This is a genomic window from Acidibrevibacterium fodinaquatile (genome assembly GCF_003352165.1).
Taxonomy (GTDB): Bacteria; Pseudomonadota; Alphaproteobacteria; order Acetobacterales; family Acetobacteraceae; genus Acidibrevibacterium; species Acidibrevibacterium fodinaquatile.
On record NZ_CP029176.1, the window covers coordinates 2,669,557 to 2,684,645 of the forward strand.

The window sequence follows — 15,089 nt, forward strand, 5'->3', positions numbered from 1 at the left end:
CCCGCCAATTCGGCCAGGGAGAAGCGACGGGCCGCGGCAAAGGTTAATTTTTCTTCGTCAATTGCGCCTCATCTGGTAAAATTTACTAGGAATTCATCATCAAACGGGGTATGTCTCTTTTTATGAGAACATTATCCGTTTTGAAACTGCAGGTTAAATGACCTCTGCGTGGAACAACCTTTCGGGTGGTGTATGGGGCGTTGGGGCCAACTGGGCGCCGGCGTCCGTGCCCGGTTCCACAACCGATGCGATCATTGATCTTTCCGGTGACTATGCCGTCGCCGTGCAACAAACGGCGACGCTGGCCGATCTCACCCTTGCCGACAGCGGCGCGACCCTTCTCGTCGAACCCGTCGCACCGCTCAATGGCGTCACCCTTGATGTTACCGGCGGCCTCGATCTCGCCGCCGGCACCCTGGCGCTGGCGGGTGGCGAGACGGTGCTTTCGAGCGGCTTTGCCGCTCCCCTCCCCGGGCTTCCGGCAACCACCGTCATCACCCCGGCGGTGCTCGCTCTCGGGGGCGGCATCAACGCCGACGGCGGCGCGATCACCGCCAATTTCGCGGTGATCGAGACGACGGCGAGCCAGAGTTTCACGGGGGCCACGCTCACCCTCGGCGAGCAAACGACACTCGCGGCCGCGGCCGGCACGCTGACCCTCGACGGATCGATCACTGTCAATGGCAGCGGCGACGCCCTGAGCGGGGCGATGGTGAATGACGGCACGCTGATCTTCGCGAGCCCGGACACGGTGAGCCTCAATCCCGATGGCCGCGCGGCTTTCACCAATGACGGCACGATCGCGGTGACCGCGGGTCAGGTGGTCGGCAATTTCCAGACTTTCACCAACGCCGGCGAGATCGATCTCGGCGGCGGTTTTACCCTCGCCGCCAGTGATGGCGTCGAGAATACCGGCAGCATCGTGATCGCGCACGGGACGACGCTGGCGCTCGGCCTCGGAGCGCCGCCGCTCGGCTTCGGTGCGATCGACAATCTCGGCGAGATGCGGATCGATGGCGCCGTCGCGCTCGCCGGCGGCACGCTGGCGCTCGCCGCCGGAAGCACCGCCGACCTCACCGGCATCATCGCCGATGGCACGATTGCCAATAACGGCGGTCTCATCGTCGCGGGCGGAACATTCGACGGCGTCACCTATAGCGGCCCCCTCGCGCTCGCCTCGCTTGGCGCCGGCGCGCCGGTGACGCTCGCGGTCAGAGACGGGCTGGTCGTCACCGGCGGGTCGCTCGCGATCGGCGCCGATACGCTGCAACTGCTCGACAGCGAAACCCTCACCCCGTCCGCGCTCAGCCTCGCCGGCGGCACGCTCGCCGGGCCGGCGGGCGGCACGCTGACGCTTGGCGCCGGCGAGACCACGACCACGACCGAGGACAGCGCGATCACCGCCGGCCATGTCGTCAACGCCGGCACCCTCGTCGTTGCCGCCGGCACCCTCACCGTCACCGCCGACAACTTCGCCAATGCCGGCAGCATCATCGTCGATGCCGGCGCGACGCTCGATCTGGTTTTGCCCGCCGATGCGCCGGCGCCGCAACTCGGTGCGACCAGCGGCCCCGGCGCGATCGAGATCGACCCACCCGGTGTGACGCCGACCCTGTTCGTCGCCGATTCGCCGCCGCCCGCCTGTTTTCTCGCCGGCACCCGCATCGCGACCGAGACCGGCGATGTCGCCGTTGAGGCCCTCCGCCCCGGCATGCGGGTGCGCACGGCTTCGGGAGCCCTGGCGCCGATCATCTGGATCGGCCAGCGCCGCGTCGATTGCAACCGGCATCTCCGGCCCGAGCTGGTGCAGCCGGTTCGCATCCTCGCCGGTGCCTTCGCCCCCGGCATCCCCCATCGCGATCTCTGCCTTTCGCCCGACCATGCCGTCGCCATCACCGCGCCGGGGACACGGAACCGGCTTTTGGTGCCGGTGAAATGCCTGCTCAATGGCGCGACGATTGTCCAGGAGGACGCGGCGCGCGCGTGGTATTTTCATGTCGAATTGCCCCGTCACGATCTTCTCCTTGCCGAGGGGCTGACGGTGGAAAGCTATCTCGATACCGGCAATCGCGGCGGCTTCGCCAATGGTGGTGTGCTCACCACCCTTTATCCGGATTTCACCCCCCTGACCGGCTGGGAGAATGCCTGCGCGCCGCTCTGTCTCGGCGGCGAGGCGGTGACGCGGATGCGGCGGCGACTCGTCGCTCGCGCCGAAATTCTCGGCTGGCGGCGCGAGACCGACGCCGACCTCCATCTTCGCCTCGGCCGCGCGACGCTTCGCCCCGCCGCAACGCACGGCGCGCGGCATCGCTTTCTGCTGCCGGCGAGCGCCCGGGCGAGCGGGCCGGAAACCCTCGAAATCCTGTCGCGGAGCGGCGTGCCGGTCGAGCCCGAGCCGGCGCGGCTCGATTACCGGCGTCTCGGCGTCTGTCTCGGCGCCATCATCTGTGACGGGCGGCCGCTGCCGCTCGATGGTCCGGCGATCGGAGCGGGGTTTCACGCCCTTGAGCGGGATGACACGAGGCAGTGGCGCTGGACGGGCGGCGCGGCCCGGCTCTTGCTGCCAGCGCGGCCGCGCCCTGCGGTCTTCGACCTCGTCGTGCTCGACGCCGAGCCGGGATTCCGCCCGCCGGCGTCGCGCCGTGTTCATCAGAGATTAAGCGATTCCGGTGATGATGTCGGGACAGCGCCCCAGAACGGGGCGCGGGCAAGGCCGGGCCGGGCGGTTTGGCTGCGCGGGTGAGCGCAAAAGTGGCGGTTACCGGCGCAGATCTCCAAGCCTCCCGTCGGCGTCAATCGGGAGGCCGCAGAACGGCGCATGTCGAACCTGATCCTGGAATTGCGGCAAGGCGAGATGATGATCGTCAACGGCGCCGCCATCCGATTTCGCAACAAAACCCGCATCGAACTCGCGGCACGCGCGCGCTTTTTGTTCGGCAAGCAGATCATGGCCCCGAACGAGGCCAATTCCCCGGCGCGGCGCGTCTATTTCGCTTTGCAAACCGCTTATATCGGCACCGAGGAGGAGCGTCAGCAGGGGCTCGCCGAGGCCAAGCTGCTGATCGAGGCGTTCAAGGAGGCCACCACCTCGCAACTGGCGCGCGAAATTCTCGATCGCGCCCTCTTGGCGGCCGAGGCCGATGATTGCTACCAGGCGCTACGGCTCGCCCGCCGCATCATCCGCCATGAGGACGCGGTGCTGGGTGCCCCCGCGCGGGAATAGTTTTTCCACGGCGCGCAAGCGCCTCTTGCCGCCGCCGCCTGGCATCCCCAGTGATAAGGCCTGGAGACAGGAGGCTTTCCATGCCGTGGTTCATGCGTTTGAGTGCGGCGCTGACGATGATCGCCGCCATGCCGGCGCTCGCCGAGGAGGGATCCACGCCGACGTCAGGGGCGACCGCCGCACCCACTCGGGCCGAGATTTTTCAGTCCGGCCACAGCCAGACGGTGATCGATCAGGATCAGCTCAGCAAACTCGGGCCGATGGCGAGCCCGGCACAGGGGATGGTGTTTACCCCTGGCGGCCGCGCGACCTCGCCCGGGCTGATCGGCGGGCCGGGCGGGCGGGTCATGCTGGATGGTCTCGGCGCCGGCGGTCGCTGAGCCGCCGCGGCGCGGTAGCGAAGGAGGCCGAGGCCGACGATCGCGCTTGCAAGCACGACCAGCGAGGCGGGTTCGGGAATGCCGGCTGCGTTCGTCGTCGTTGCCGGGAGGAATTGCAGCAGCGGCTCGCTGAAAATGTCGCGATGGGCGTCTTCTCCCGGCGTCGAGGTTAATTGGTCAAAATAAAATGGCGAGAGAGACGTGCCGGCCGGATTGAAGCTCACCGGCCCGCCAGTAAAAGGGGGGGCGACGACATTCATGGCGCCGAGATGAGAAAAATCGAGAAAATAGGCTTTTCCGGCGGAAAGCGTGATCGTGGAGGCAAAATCGCCGCTGACCCAGACGCCGGGGCTTTGATTGGCGGTCAGCGAGAAACTCCCGAGCAAATGGCCACCCGCCGAAGGCAGCGCGTCATAGAGCCCGACAACGACATCATGCGGCGCCGTGCCAAACACCGCGAAGCTGGTGGCGATGCCGGCGAGGTCAAAGCTCGCCGTCGGGGTGTAGAACCAGCCGCCATCGGACGGCCCCCAGATGAAATTCGGGTCGGCGGTGAGGCCAACATTGAAACTGGTGATCGATGCCGCCCGTGGCGACACCGCCGGCGTCAAAAGCAGCGGGGCCGCGAGTGCCAGCATCACGAGCGCGCCGCGCCCGCCTTTGGGGCTTTTGGCATCAAAAGTAGATTTATAGCTCATCACACATGACGCTGGTTGTAAGATATAGTAAATGATAATAATTTCGGTTGCAGATTTTGCAAGATCATGCCTCTGACGATCTGTCGCCCATGAGTGATAAAAATGCGGCAGGCCCGCGTAAACTCGAGGCGTGGCTGGAGCCGGTCGCTGATTTCGCGGCACTCGGGGCGCATTGGCGAAGCTTCGAGGCGGCGGCGGCGGGATCGTTTTTTCAAAGCTGGACCTGGACCGGCTGCCTCGCGGAAGCGCGGTTTGCCGATCCGTGGCGGCTCCGCGTGACGGCCGACGGACGGGAGATCGCGCTCGGCCTCTTCAATCGCCGCCGCGCCTGGTGGGGGGGCGCGCGGCTGTTCCTCGGCGAGAGCGGCGACCCGCTCTGGGACGCCCTGTTCATCGAGGAGAACGGGCTGCTGCTGGCGCGCGAGGCGATGGCCGATACGGACGCGATCGCCGCCGGCCTTGCCGCGCTCGGTTGGCGACGCGTGGTGTTGAGCGGCGTCGATGCGGCGCATCTCACGGCTGCGGCGCGCTGCGGCGGCCGGGCGCGCGAGACGCGAGATGCGCCTTTCGTCGATCTCGTCGCGGCGCGGCAGCGCGACGGGGGGTTTCTCGCCGGGCGCAGCGCCAATACGCGCTACCAGTTGCGTCGCTCGGCGCGGAGTTACGCGGCGCGGGGCGATTTGCGCCTGCGGCGCGCCGCCGATGTCGCCGAGGCCGAGGCATTTCTCGATGCGCTCGCCGTCTTGCATCAGCGGAGTTGGATCGGGCGTGGCAAGCCCGGCGCCTTCGCCAATCCGCGTTTCCTGCGCTTTCACCGGGAATTGATCGCGCGCGGCCATCCCCGCGGCGAGATCGATCTGCTCCGCGTCGCGGCGGGCGAGGAGGTTCTCGGCTACCTTTACAATTTTGTCTGGCGCGGCGCGGTTGCCGCCTATCAGAGCGGCTTCGACTTCGCCGCCGCCGGGCCGCATGAAAAGCCGGGCCTTACCGCGCATCACCTGGCGATCGAGCATTACGCCGCCCTCGGCGCGGCGCGTTATGATTTTCTGGCCGGCGCGGCGCGCTACAAGACCAGCCTCGCCGACGCGGCACGGCCGATGCATTGGCTGGTGATCGACGGATGGCGGTGTCGGAAAACTTAACACTCCTGCGCTTTGCTGCATTTCACGCCTATCAACGATCTGAAAAGCAGGAAACTTCCACTCTGGCGCGATTTTTGCTTAATTCCGGTTCACGCGCGTGCTCGCTCAGTCTTTCTGCGTCTCTCTTGAGGCTTTACGTTTTTGTCGGTTCTGCTCGGCCTTGGGGTCCGATGTTCCGGTGGTTGCTTGTGTGCCGAGGATGCCGCACGAGGGGCCACCCGCCGCGGCGTGCATGGCGCCAGCGCGCGAAAGTCTGGCTGCACGATCGGAGGACGTAAAATGGCCTTGCGGCAAGGAGCAAAACTCGGGTGGCTCGCCGGCGCTGCGATGTTGGTTCTGGCTCAGCCCGCTTGGGCCGGCCTGACCCTGAGCTTCGGCGAAGTCGATGCCGGCGGCGGCACCGCGACGGCCACCGATACCGTGGGCAGTGGCGGGCTGATCCCCACGGGCACACCGGACACCTATGATTTTATCTTCTTCGGCAACGATTACTTGCTCTCGGGCACGCTTTCGACCGAAACCGGCACCATCGGGCCGCAAACCGCGCTGCCGGGATTCGCGCTGACGACGAGCAGTTTTTTTGATAGTAACGGCGCCGGCACCCTGACCATCACCGTCAGCGATACCGGGCTTTCCCTGCCCAGTTGGACCAGCCCGGTCATCGGCACGGTCGCGGGCCAAAACGGCGGCGCCGTCACCCATGTCACAGCGACCTTCGCGACCAGCAGCGATAATGGCATAAGCTATAGCCCGATCGGCACGGCGCTCAGTTTCTCGCCGCCCGCGAGCAGCTTTGGCGGCGTCACGAACGGCAGCGGCGCTGGCCTCGATGCGCTGGAGGCCACCGTCACCATCGTGACCGCTGGCGGGTTTTCAAGCAACGATCTTTCCCTTTCCGAAACCAACCCGGTGCCGGAACCGGCGTCGCTTGCCCTGCTTGGCGCCGGCCTCGCCGGTCTGGTTTTCGCCCGCCGCCGGCGCGTCACCGCTGTTCGATCGTCGGAAAACTGAACACTCGCTTCCCAGCGATGCCCGATTTTAGATTAATTGATTGAATTTATTATGTTTTATTTTTTGGCATGGTTCCTGCTTATTACGTAGGCGCTTAAGACAGGCTTAACCTTTCGACGAAGGATCGCCACGAATGAAAACCAAACTCCTCACCACCGCCGCCTTCCTCGGCCTCGCCGCGGCAGCGCTGGCCATCGCCCCCGGCAGTGCCCAGGCGGCATCATTGAACGGCACGGCAACGGTCAATACCAATGTCGTAACCTCGGTCGGCAATCCGACGCTTGCCTATGGCATCACCCTCGATACCTCTAGCGACAGCTTCGGCGGTGCCACTGGCACCTATGCTCCCATCTCTGGCGAGACCATCAGCCCTTTCAACGTCACGCTGACGGATGGCAGCACGGTCAGCTTTACCGATAGTGAGGGCGATAGCTTCACTGGGACTGTTATATCCGTCTCCCCCACCGCCACGACGACTGGGACCGGGTCGAACAGCTATGCGCTTTCGACCTACATTGAAGGCACCTTGACGCCGAGCCCGACGGGCGCCTTGGCCAGCTATCTTCCCGTCAGCCCGGATAATGCCAGCATTACCATGAGCTTCAACGAGACGGTTTCGAATACCGGGGGCGGCAATTCCTACGCCGGCAGCGGCACCCTCGCTTCGCCGCCGCAGTCCAACACGGTCCCCGAGCCGGCCTCGCTCGCGCTGCTGGGCAGCGGCCTTGTCGGCCTCGGCCTCGCCCGTCGCCGGCGCAACAAAGCCTGAGTGTCGGAAAACTGAACAGCCGATATCCCCGGGGGATCGATCCCTCGGGGTGACTTTCTAGCCGAGGCGCCTGGATTGGTGTAACATTGCCCTCGGAGGCGATCCGGAATGGCCGGCAGGATCTCCTGCCGGCCATTTTCGTGATACCGCCATTTCCCGTCAGGAGACCGAGATGACGCTCACCCTCCGCCCCCTCAGCCCGGAGGCCTTTGCCCCTTTCGGCACTGTGACCAGGCTCACGCCCGGCGCCGAGCCGATCCGGCTGGTCACGGAGATCGAGAATGCGCGGGCGGCGGCGCGGCTGCATGTCGATTTCACCACCGCGGCCCCGAGCCCGCTGCCGCTCGCGGCCAAGCTGTTTGAACGCCATCCCGCCAATTCGCAGAGCTTCATCCCGCTGGCCGCGGCGCGCATGCTGGTCCTCGTCGCGCCCGCCGATGCCTCCGGCGCCCCTGATCTCGCGGCCGTGCAAGCCTTCGCCGCCGCCGGCGACCAGGCGGTCACCTATCGCCGCGGGGTCTGGCACCACCCGTTGACCGCGCTCGACGCGCCGGGATTTTTCGCGATCCTGACCTTCCGCGCCGGCGATGACGGCGACACCGTGCTCTTTCCTCTCGCCGCACCGCTGACCCTCACCGCCTGACACCCTCGGCTGGCCGGCTCAAGACACGCTGGAAGCGATCGCCTGGCGTTCGGTGTCCTTAATATCGCGGAACGAAAGATCGGGGGCGTGCTCGGCCGTGCGGCGGAGCATGAAAGCGGAGGTCGCGAGAAACACCGGATCGCCATCGATATCTTCGGCGATCGCCCCCCGCTCGCGGGCAAGGAAGGCGGCGAGCGCGGCCGGCGGGCCACTCAGCCAGCGCGCGAGCGCAAAGGGCGAAGGATCGAAGCCGATGGCAACGCCGTATTCGGCGGCAAGCCGCGCTTGCAGCACATCGAGCTGCAACGCGCCGACGACGCCGACCAGCGGCGGCGAGCCGTCGAGCGGGCGGAACACCTGCACCACCCCCTCTTCGGCAAGCTCGGGCAGCGCCTGACGCAGCTTCTTTGCCTTCATCGCGTCATCGAGCCGCACGCGGCGGAGAATTTCCGGGGCAAACGCCGGCACCCCGAGGAAACGCAGGGTCTCGCCCTCGGTGAGCGTGTCACCGATGCGCAAGCCGCCGTGATTGGGAATGCCGACGACATCGCCGGCATAGGCCTCCTCGGCCAGCGCCCGGTCGCGCGCGAAGAAGAATTGCGGCGCGGTGAGCGGAATGCTGCGCCCGGTGCGCACCTGGCGAAGCCGCATCCCGCGCACCAGACGCCCCGAGCAGATCCGGGCAAAGGCGATGCGATCACGATGGTTGGGATCCATATTGGCTTGGATCTTGAAGACCAGCGCCGTCAGCGCCGGCTCTGCCGCCGCCACCACGCGGCTATCGGCGGCCTGGGCGCGCGGCGGCGGGCCGTATTGGGCGATCGTCGCGAGGAGATCGGCAACCCCAATCCCCTTGATCGCAGCGCCGAACAGCACCGGCGTCAAATGCCCCGCGCGAAAATCCGCAAGCGAAAACGCAGGAAGCCCGGCGCGCGCGAGTTCGATCTCCTCGACGAGGGCGACGCGGCGTGGGTCGTCAGCCGGGAGGGCAAGAGGATACGCCTCATCAGCGAGTGACACGGTGCCGGCAAACTGCCCGGCGCGCCCGACCGGCCAGGTGAGCGGCGCGGTATCGAGCGCGAGACCGTCGGCGATCTCCTGCAACAGCGCGAACGGATCGAGGCTCTCGCGGTCCATCTTGTTGATGAAGGTGACGATCGGAATGTCGCGCAGGCGGCAGATCTCGAATAATTTCCGTGTCCGCGCCTCGATCCCCTTGGCGGCGTCGATCACCATGACGGCACAATCGACCGCGGTCAGCGTGCGGTAGGTATCTTCGGAAAAATCCTCGTGGCCGGGCGTGTCGAGCAGGTTGAAGACGATCCCCTCATGCTCGAACGTCATCACCGAGGTGACGACGGAAATGCCCCGCGCCCGCTCGATCGCCATCCAATCCGAACGGGTGCGCCGGCGCTCGCCCTTGGCGCGCACTTGCCCGGCGAGCTGAATCGCACCACCGACTTGGAGCAACTGCTCGGTCAGCGTCGTCTTGCCGGCGTCAGGGTGGGAGATGATGGCGAAGGTGCGCCGGCGGGAGACTTCGTGCGCGAGATCGGCGCTGCTCATGCTGGTCGTCGGCCCACCACGGGATCAGCGCCCGCCCGAGACCGGCAAGATCGCGCCCGTGATATAAGCCGCTTGCGCGGAAAGCAGGAACTGGACGGCGTCCGCCACCTCGTCGGCGCTGCCGGCGCGCCCCAGCGGGACGCCGGGGGCAAGCCGGGCCACGCGGTCAGGCGCGCCGGCGCTGGCGTGGATGTCGGTATCGATGAGGCCCGGGGAGACGGCGTTGACGCGGATCCCCTCGTCCGCCACTTCACGCGCGAGGCCGATGGTGAACGTCTCGACCGCGCCCTTGCTCGCCGCGTAATGCACCCACTCGCCGGCGCCACCGAGGCCGGCGGCACGCGAGGCGATGTTGACGATCGCCCCGCCTTTGCCGCCCATTTTGGTCGAAAGCCGCCGGATCGCTTCGCGTGCCGCAAGAAAGCAGCCGGTGACATTGACCGCGAGCACCCGCTCCAGGATCGCCGGGGTGATATCGGCGACGCGCGAGAGCGGGCCGGTGATGCCGGCATTGTTGACGAGGCCACCGAGCGGGCCGAGCGCCGCTTCGGCCGCCGCAAACAGGCCGACGATGTCAGCTTCCCGCCCAATATCGCCGGGAAATGCCGCCGCCCGGCCGCCGGCCGCGAGAATGTCGGCGACCAGATGCTCGGCGGCGTCGCGGCTCGCGGCATAATTCACCGCGACCGGATGGCCCGCTTGCGCGAGCTTGCGGCAAACCGCGGCACCAATGCCCCGGCTTGCGCCCGTGACGACGATCAGCGGCTTCGCGTCCATCCTACGATCCTTTCCAGGGCACGTCGAAAAAAGCCGCGCCGCGCCAGCATGACGGCGGGCGCGGCGCGAACCGGGCGATCAGCGCGAATAATATTCGACGACGAGATGCGGCTCCATCTGCACCGGATAGGGCACATCGGCGAGTTTTGGCGCCCGCAGGAAGCGCCCGCGCATGGCGCGATGATCGACCTCGATGAACTCCGGCACGTCGCGCTCGGCGCTTTGAGAGGCATCCAGCACCACCGCGAGTTGCTTCGATTTCTCGCGCACCTCGATCACATCGCCATCACGCACGAGATAGGAGGGAATATTGACGCGCTTGCCGTTCACCATGACATGACCATGCGAGACGAATTGCCGCGCGGCAAACGGGGTGATCGCGAATTTCATGCGGTAGATCACCGCGTCGAGCCGGCGCTCGAGCAATTCGATCAAATTCTCGCCAGTATCGCCCTTGCGGCGCACCGCCTCGTCGTAATATTTGCGGAACTGCTTCTCGCCGATATTGCCGTAATAGCCTTTGAGCTTCTGCTTCGCCATCAGCTGGACACTGAAATCGCTCGGCTTTTTGCGGCGTTGGCCGTGCTGGCCGGGGCCGTAATCGCGCTTGCTGAGCGGCGATTTCGGCCGCCCCCAAAGATTGACGCCGAGCCGGCGATTGATCTTATACTTGCTTTCCAGGCGTTTGGTCATGCGTCGTCCTTCATCTGTGGCGCGACCTCGCGCGGCCGCACCTTGTTGCGCCGGTAGGCTCTTTTCCCGCCGCGAGCCGCGCGGTCACGGGAGAAAGAGCGGGCGCGCCGGCAAGCGGCGTCCACGTTCCCAGCCATGCGGCGGGTGATAGGCGCTGCGCGCGCGGCTTGTCAAACCCGCCCGCTGATCTGTAGGGAGACGGCATGATCACGCGTGGTGATATTCTCTGGCTCGGGATCGCTGCCGGCGTCTCCGGCGGGCTGATCGGCGGCATGATGCTCGGGATTGGCATGGATCTGGCGGTGAACGGCCAGCCGCTCGGGCTTCTGCTCGTCGCGCCCGGCGCCCCCGCCTCCGGCCTCATCGGCTGGGTGATGGCGCGGCGGCTGGCGCGCCAGCTCGCGCCGTGAGACGCTGCCGCCGAGCCCTCGCGGCGGTGCTGGCCGGAACGCTGCTCCTCGATGCGTGTGGCGTGACCGAGACCTACACGCCGCAGCCGATCGCGATGGTCCCGCCCGGCAATGTGCCGAACGGCACCGCCGTCCCCGGCACCGCGATCGAGGTCGCGGCCTACGTGTTCAACAACCCCGACGCGCTGCACGGCGTGTTCGGCCATAACGGGCTCTGGCGCAAGCACGTTCTGGTCGTGCGCCTCGACCTGCAATCCAGCGACAAGGTAGCGACCGATGTGCTGATCGATTCGGCCTTCATCAGCGTCGACGGTGTGCAGTATCGCGCTATTTCGGCGGGCGAAGCCTATGATATCGCCTGGCAGGCGCATCAGCCCTATGCCGCCATCGCCGCGACCTTCGTCGGCATCGGCGAGTTGCTGTTCACCATCGTCACCCTCGGTCTCGGCGATATCGTCTATGCCCTGCCCTCGCCGTTTGCGCAGCCGAAACCGGGCGATGATGCGTTTGGGCGCGACCTCATCAATCAGGGCCTGCAAGGCAATATCAATCTCGTCCTCGGTTCGGTGCGGAGCGGCTATCTCTATTTCGCCCTGCCCCAGACCATGGATTTCACCAAACTCAAGAACGCGACGCTGGTCGTGCATTTTCTCGAAAAAACCCCAACGCCGATGGCGCAGAGCGTGACCTTCACCCTCCCCCCCGCCGGTCAGGTCAGCGCGCGGCAGATCAGACCGATTCTCTACGGCTTGCTCGGCGCGATTTGAGGCAACCTTGCTCGGCGCTTGAAATTTCCCCGCGATTCTGATATATCAGATCGCCACACGGAGGAAATGAGCGATGATGACAGCGCGGCAAGCAGCCTTCCGGGAAGCCTATCGGGCGAAAATCGCCCCGCTTTATAGTGGGGCGGTGCATGTGGCGCTGATTTATCTCATTGGCGGCGCCGTCATCTGGCTCGCCGCGCGCCACATCGCTCACCCGAGCCTTGCGGAATGGCTGGTGGTGCCGCTCGCTTTTCTGGGCTGCAATATTTTCGAATGGTTTTTGCACAAGGAAGTGATGCACAAGCCGCGGCGGCTTTTCATCGGCATTTATCGCCGCCACACCCTCGCGCATCACCAATTCTTCACCGATGGCGCGCCGCATTACGACAGTTGGCGGGACTTCCGCATCGTTTTTTTCCCGCCATACGCGCTGATCATCTTCGTTGCGATGTCGGCCGTGGGGGCGGCGGTGTTGAACGGGCTGTGGTCGGCGAATGCCGCGTGGCTGCTGATGGCGACCACCACCGGCGTCTATCTCAATTACGAATTCTTCCATCTCTGCTGTCATGTGAAGGATGACCGGCTGATCCGCCATATCCCCTTCGTCAACACCATCCGCCGCCACCACATCGCCCATCACGACATGGCGATCATGATGCAGCGCAACATGAACCTCACCTACCCGATCGCCGATTGGCTGTTCGGCACCTCCGATCTCGATCGCGGTCTCTTGGGTCATCTTTTCAACGGCTACGACCAGCGCCGTCGCCGCCGCGACCTCACCGCCGCGGCTGGGGAGTGAGCATGGCGCGGCCCGATCAGCCGCCGGCAACCGCGGCGCCACCGGAGCGGAGCCCGGCTTCGCTGGTCGGCGGCATTCTCATCGCGCCGGCCAGCTTCGTGCTCGCGCTGTTGGTTCTGCGCGAGGCACTCGGCGCCATGCCGGGATGGGGCGTAACCGGCATCGCCCTCGGGCTCGCCGTCGCCCTCGGGATCTGGGTGAGACTCGCGGATTTGTGAGTTTCTCTCCGTTCGGTCTTTTTGGGGCGGCCGTCGCGCCGATCAAAGAAAACTAGCCCGTAGGGACGGGTTTGACCGGGGCGAGGCTGCCAGCAAAACCGAGATTGGCGGCGAGAAGCGGGGTCACCCGATCCCGCTGGTTGCGGCGAGGGCCTGGTCGAGGTCGGCGATCAGGTCGTCGGCCGATTCGAGGCCGATCGAGAGGCGGATCACGTCATCGCCGGCGCCGGCGCTTCGGCGCTGTTCCTCGCTCAACTGGCGGTGCGTCGTGGACGCCGGATGGAGGATCAGGCTTCTGGTATCGCCGATATTGGCGAGGTGGGAGAATAGCCGCACGCTCTCCACCACCCGGATGCCAGCGGCGAAGCCGCCCTTGACGCCAAAGGTGAACACCGCGCCGGCCCCGCGCGGGAGGTATTTCTTGGCCAAAGCATGGTGCGGGCTCGCCGGCAGGCCGGCGTAGGATACCCAGGCGACGCGCGGGTGGGTGTCCAGAAACTCCGCCACTTTCTGCGCGTTGGCGACATGGCGCTCCATACGGACATGCAGGGTTTCGGTGCCGGTGATGGTAAGGAAGGCATGCATCGGCGCCTGGGTCGGCCCGAAATCGCGCAGCGCCACCGCCCGGGCCTTGGTGGTGAAGGCGAAATCGCCGAAATTTTCGTAGAATTTCAGCCCGTGATAGGCGGGCTCGGGCTCGGTGAGCGAGGGGAAGCGGCCATTTTGCGCCCAATCGAACTTGCCCGATTCGACCAGGATGCCCCCCAAAGCCTGACCGTGGCCGGCGAGGAATTTGGTGGTGGAGTGGCAGACGATATCGGCGCCCCACTCGATCGGGCGGCAGAGATAGGGCGTTGCCATGGTGTTATCGACGATGAAGGGGATGCCGGCATCATGCGCGACCGCCGCGATCGCCTCAAGGTCGACGACGATGCCGCCGGGATTGGCGAGGCTTTCGACGAAGATCGCTTTGCAGCGCGGGGTGAGGGCGCGGCGGAAATTCTCGGGGTCGGCGGGGTCGACGAAATGGCAGGTCCAGCCGAGTTTTTTGAACGAAAGCCCGAACTGGGTCAGCGTGCCGCCGTAAAGATTGCGTGAGGCGAGGAATTCATCGCCGGGTTCGAGCAGGGTGAAGAAGGTGAGAAACTGCGCCGCATGGCCGGAGGCGGCGGCGAGCGCCGCGCGGCCGCCTTCGAGGCTGGCGATGCGCTCCTCCAAGACCGAGACCGTCGGATTGGTCAGGCGTGAGTAGAGATAGCCGAAATTATGGAGGTTAAACAACGACGCGGCGTGATCGACATCGTCGAACACATAGGCCGCGGTTTGATAGATCGGGGTCGAACGGGCGCCGGTGGTGGGGTCGGGCGCGGCGCCGGCGTGAATCGCGCGGGTCTCGAAGCCATAGCTCGGATTGCGCTCGGGCAACGACGCCGCCTTTGCCCCGCCGGCGCCGTTCGCCGCGCCCCGCGGCGCGCTCGCCGCGCGGTTGCGAATGAGTCCGGAATTGACGCCGCTCCAGGAAAGCTCGCCACCCAAGCGGCCGAACTCGATTTTCGGGCAACGGTTCATGATCACCGTGAGCCCCGCCGCCTCGGCGCGCGCCGCCGCCTCGTCATGACGGACACCAAGCTGCATCCAGACGACGCCGGCGCCGATCGCGATCGCGTCCTCGACGATCGGCGGCACGTCATGCGAGGCGCGGAAAATATCCACCATGTCGATGCGTTCGGGGATGTCGCGGAGGCTCGCGTAAACACGCTCGCCGAGCAGTTCCGAGCCGGCAAGGCCGGGATTGACCGGGATCACCCGATAGCCTTTGCTCTGGAGATATTTCATCACGAAATAGCTCGGCCGATTCCAGTTGGCGGATGCGCCGACCAGGGCGATCGTGCGGGTTTGCGCGAGAATGCGGCGGAGCGTCTCGTCGGGATAGGGGATGGGCGCAAGCAGGGGCATCGGGTCTTCTCCTCGCCTCCTCTCTACCGCCGGC

15 protein-coding genes are annotated in these 15,089 nt (G+C 66.0%); 10 read left to right on the forward strand and 5 right to left on the reverse strand.

The genetic code is table 11. The features are described 5' to 3' along the window. Window positions 1-226 precede the first annotated feature (226 nt). Together DEF76_RS12730 and DEF76_RS12735 are read left to right on the forward strand one after the other, a co-directional pair. On the forward strand, window positions 227-2,743 hold the full coding sequence (locus tag DEF76_RS12730) for a Hint domain-containing protein (RefSeq protein WP_162800632.1): 2,517 nt from the start codon (window positions 227-229) through the stop codon (window positions 2,741-2,743). A gap of 75 nt (window positions 2,744-2,818) precedes the next feature. Beyond that, window positions 2,819-3,223, forward strand: coding sequence for a flagellar biosynthesis repressor FlbT (locus tag DEF76_RS12735; protein WP_114912662.1), 405 nt, complete (start codon window positions 2,819-2,821; stop codon window positions 3,221-3,223). A 238-nt stretch (window positions 3,224-3,461) separates the two neighbouring features. On the opposite strand, the gene DEF76_RS12740 is transcribed toward DEF76_RS12735, so the two are convergent. Further along, window positions 3,462-4,241, reverse strand: coding sequence for a hypothetical protein (locus tag DEF76_RS12740; protein ID WP_162800633.1), 780 nt, complete (start codon window positions 4,239-4,241; stop codon window positions 3,462-3,464). A 149-nt stretch (window positions 4,242-4,390) separates the two neighbouring features. Here DEF76_RS12740 and DEF76_RS12745 point away from each other — a divergent pair, with 149 nt between their 5' ends. The 4 genes from DEF76_RS12745 (at window position 4,391) to DEF76_RS12760 (ending at window position 7,866) form a co-directional block, all read left to right on the forward strand. Further along, the gene (locus DEF76_RS12745; protein WP_162800634.1) at window positions 4,391-5,443 is read left to right on the forward strand and encodes a GNAT family N-acetyltransferase; all 1,053 of its coding nucleotides are present in this window, start codon (window positions 4,391-4,393) and stop codon (window positions 5,441-5,443) included. Between the two features lie 279 nt (window positions 5,444-5,722). Then, complete coding sequence (locus tag DEF76_RS19920) at window positions 5,723-6,454, forward strand: PEP-CTERM sorting domain-containing protein (RefSeq protein WP_240319002.1); 732 nt, start codon at window positions 5,723-5,725, stop codon at window positions 6,452-6,454. A gap of 133 nt (window positions 6,455-6,587) precedes the next feature. Then, on the forward strand, window positions 6,588-7,223 hold the full coding sequence (locus tag DEF76_RS19925) for a PEP-CTERM sorting domain-containing protein (RefSeq protein WP_240319003.1): 636 nt from the start codon (window positions 6,588-6,590) through the stop codon (window positions 7,221-7,223). Window positions 7,224-7,395: 172 nt separating this feature from the next. After that, complete coding sequence (locus DEF76_RS12760; RefSeq protein ID WP_114912665.1) at window positions 7,396-7,866, forward strand: ureidoglycolate lyase; 471 nt, start codon at window positions 7,396-7,398, stop codon at window positions 7,864-7,866. Between the two features lie 18 nt (window positions 7,867-7,884). Here DEF76_RS12760 and DEF76_RS12765 read toward each other — a convergent pair whose 3' ends face one another. The 3 genes from DEF76_RS12765 to rpsD form a co-directional block, all read right to left on the reverse strand. Continuing rightward, window positions 7,885-9,432, reverse strand: a complete 1,548-nt coding sequence (locus DEF76_RS12765) for a peptide chain release factor 3 (protein ID WP_114912666.1) — start codon at window positions 9,430-9,432, stop codon at window positions 7,885-7,887. 24 nt (window positions 9,433-9,456) lie between these two features. Further along, on the reverse strand, window positions 9,457-10,209 hold the full coding sequence (locus DEF76_RS12770; protein ID WP_114912667.1) for an SDR family oxidoreductase: 753 nt from the start codon (window positions 10,207-10,209) through the stop codon (window positions 9,457-9,459). A 78-nt stretch (window positions 10,210-10,287) separates the two neighbouring features. Continuing rightward, window positions 10,288-10,902, reverse strand: coding sequence for a 30S ribosomal protein S4 (gene rpsD / locus DEF76_RS12775; RefSeq protein ID WP_114912668.1), 615 nt, complete (start codon window positions 10,900-10,902; stop codon window positions 10,288-10,290). A 203-nt stretch (window positions 10,903-11,105) separates the two neighbouring features. Between rpsD and DEF76_RS12780 the strand changes: the two genes are divergently transcribed. From DEF76_RS12780 to DEF76_RS12795, 4 genes are all read left to right on the forward strand, one after another. After that, a complete protein-coding gene (locus DEF76_RS12780; RefSeq protein ID WP_114912669.1) occupies window positions 11,106-11,312 on the forward strand; it encodes a hypothetical protein in 207 nt (68 codons plus the stop codon). Continuing rightward, the gene (locus tag DEF76_RS12785) at window positions 11,309-12,079 is read left to right on the forward strand and encodes a hypothetical protein (protein ID WP_114912670.1); all 771 of its coding nucleotides are present in this window, start codon (window positions 11,309-11,311) and stop codon (window positions 12,077-12,079) included. Before DEF76_RS12780 ends, DEF76_RS12785 begins: the two co-directional genes overlap by 4 nt. Before the next feature lie 73 nt (window positions 12,080-12,152). After that, complete coding sequence (locus DEF76_RS12790; protein WP_114912671.1) at window positions 12,153-12,881, forward strand: sterol desaturase family protein; 729 nt, start codon at window positions 12,153-12,155, stop codon at window positions 12,879-12,881. A 2-nt stretch (window positions 12,882-12,883) separates the two neighbouring features. Then, entirely contained in the window at window positions 12,884-13,099 is a 216-nt protein-coding gene (locus DEF76_RS12795) for a hypothetical protein (protein WP_114912672.1), read from the forward strand. Between the two features lie 123 nt (window positions 13,100-13,222). Here the strand turns inward: DEF76_RS12795 and DEF76_RS12800 are convergent, their stop codons facing one another. Then, window positions 13,223-15,055 carry an O-acetylhomoserine aminocarboxypropyltransferase gene (locus tag DEF76_RS12800; RefSeq protein WP_114912673.1) on the reverse strand — a complete coding sequence of 611 codons (1,833 nt, stop codon included), beginning with the start codon at window positions 15,053-15,055 and terminating at the stop codon, window positions 13,223-13,225. Window positions 15,056-15,089: the final 34 nt, after the last annotated feature.

Coding starts and splice junctions, on each gene's coding strand:
- DEF76_RS12735 (WP_114912662.1), top strand. CDS start 2,819: ATGTCGAACCTGATCCTGGAATTGCGGCAAGGCGAGATGATGATCGTC.
- DEF76_RS12740 (WP_162800633.1), bottom strand. CDS start 4,241: ATGCTGGCACTCGCGGCCCCGCTGCTTTTGACGCCGGCGGTGTCGCCA.
- DEF76_RS12745 (WP_162800634.1), top strand. CDS start 4,391: ATGAGTGATAAAAATGCGGCAGGCCCGCGTAAACTCGAGGCGTGGCTG.
- DEF76_RS19920 (WP_240319002.1), top strand. CDS start 5,723: ATGGCCTTGCGGCAAGGAGCAAAACTCGGGTGGCTCGCCGGCGCTGCG.
- DEF76_RS19925 (WP_240319003.1), top strand. CDS start 6,588: ATGAAAACCAAACTCCTCACCACCGCCGCCTTCCTCGGCCTCGCCGCG.
- DEF76_RS12760 (WP_114912665.1), top strand. CDS start 7,396: ATGACGCTCACCCTCCGCCCCCTCAGCCCGGAGGCCTTTGCCCCTTTC.
- DEF76_RS12765 (WP_114912666.1), bottom strand. CDS start 9,432: ATGAGCAGCGCCGATCTCGCGCACGAAGTCTCCCGCCGGCGCACCTTC.
- DEF76_RS12770 (WP_114912667.1), bottom strand. CDS start 10,209: ATGGACGCGAAGCCGCTGATCGTCGTCACGGGCGCAAGCCGGGGCATT.
- rpsD (WP_114912668.1), bottom strand. CDS start 10,902: ATGACCAAACGCCTGGAAAGCAAGTATAAGATCAATCGCCGGCTCGGC.
- DEF76_RS12780 (WP_114912669.1), top strand. CDS start 11,106: ATGATCACGCGTGGTGATATTCTCTGGCTCGGGATCGCTGCCGGCGTC.
- DEF76_RS12790 (WP_114912671.1), top strand. CDS start 12,153: ATGATGACAGCGCGGCAAGCAGCCTTCCGGGAAGCCTATCGGGCGAAA.
- DEF76_RS12795 (WP_114912672.1), top strand. CDS start 12,884: ATGGCGCGGCCCGATCAGCCGCCGGCAACCGCGGCGCCACCGGAGCGG.
- DEF76_RS12800 (WP_114912673.1), bottom strand. CDS start 15,055: ATGCCCCTGCTTGCGCCCATCCCCTATCCCGACGAGACGCTCCGCCGC.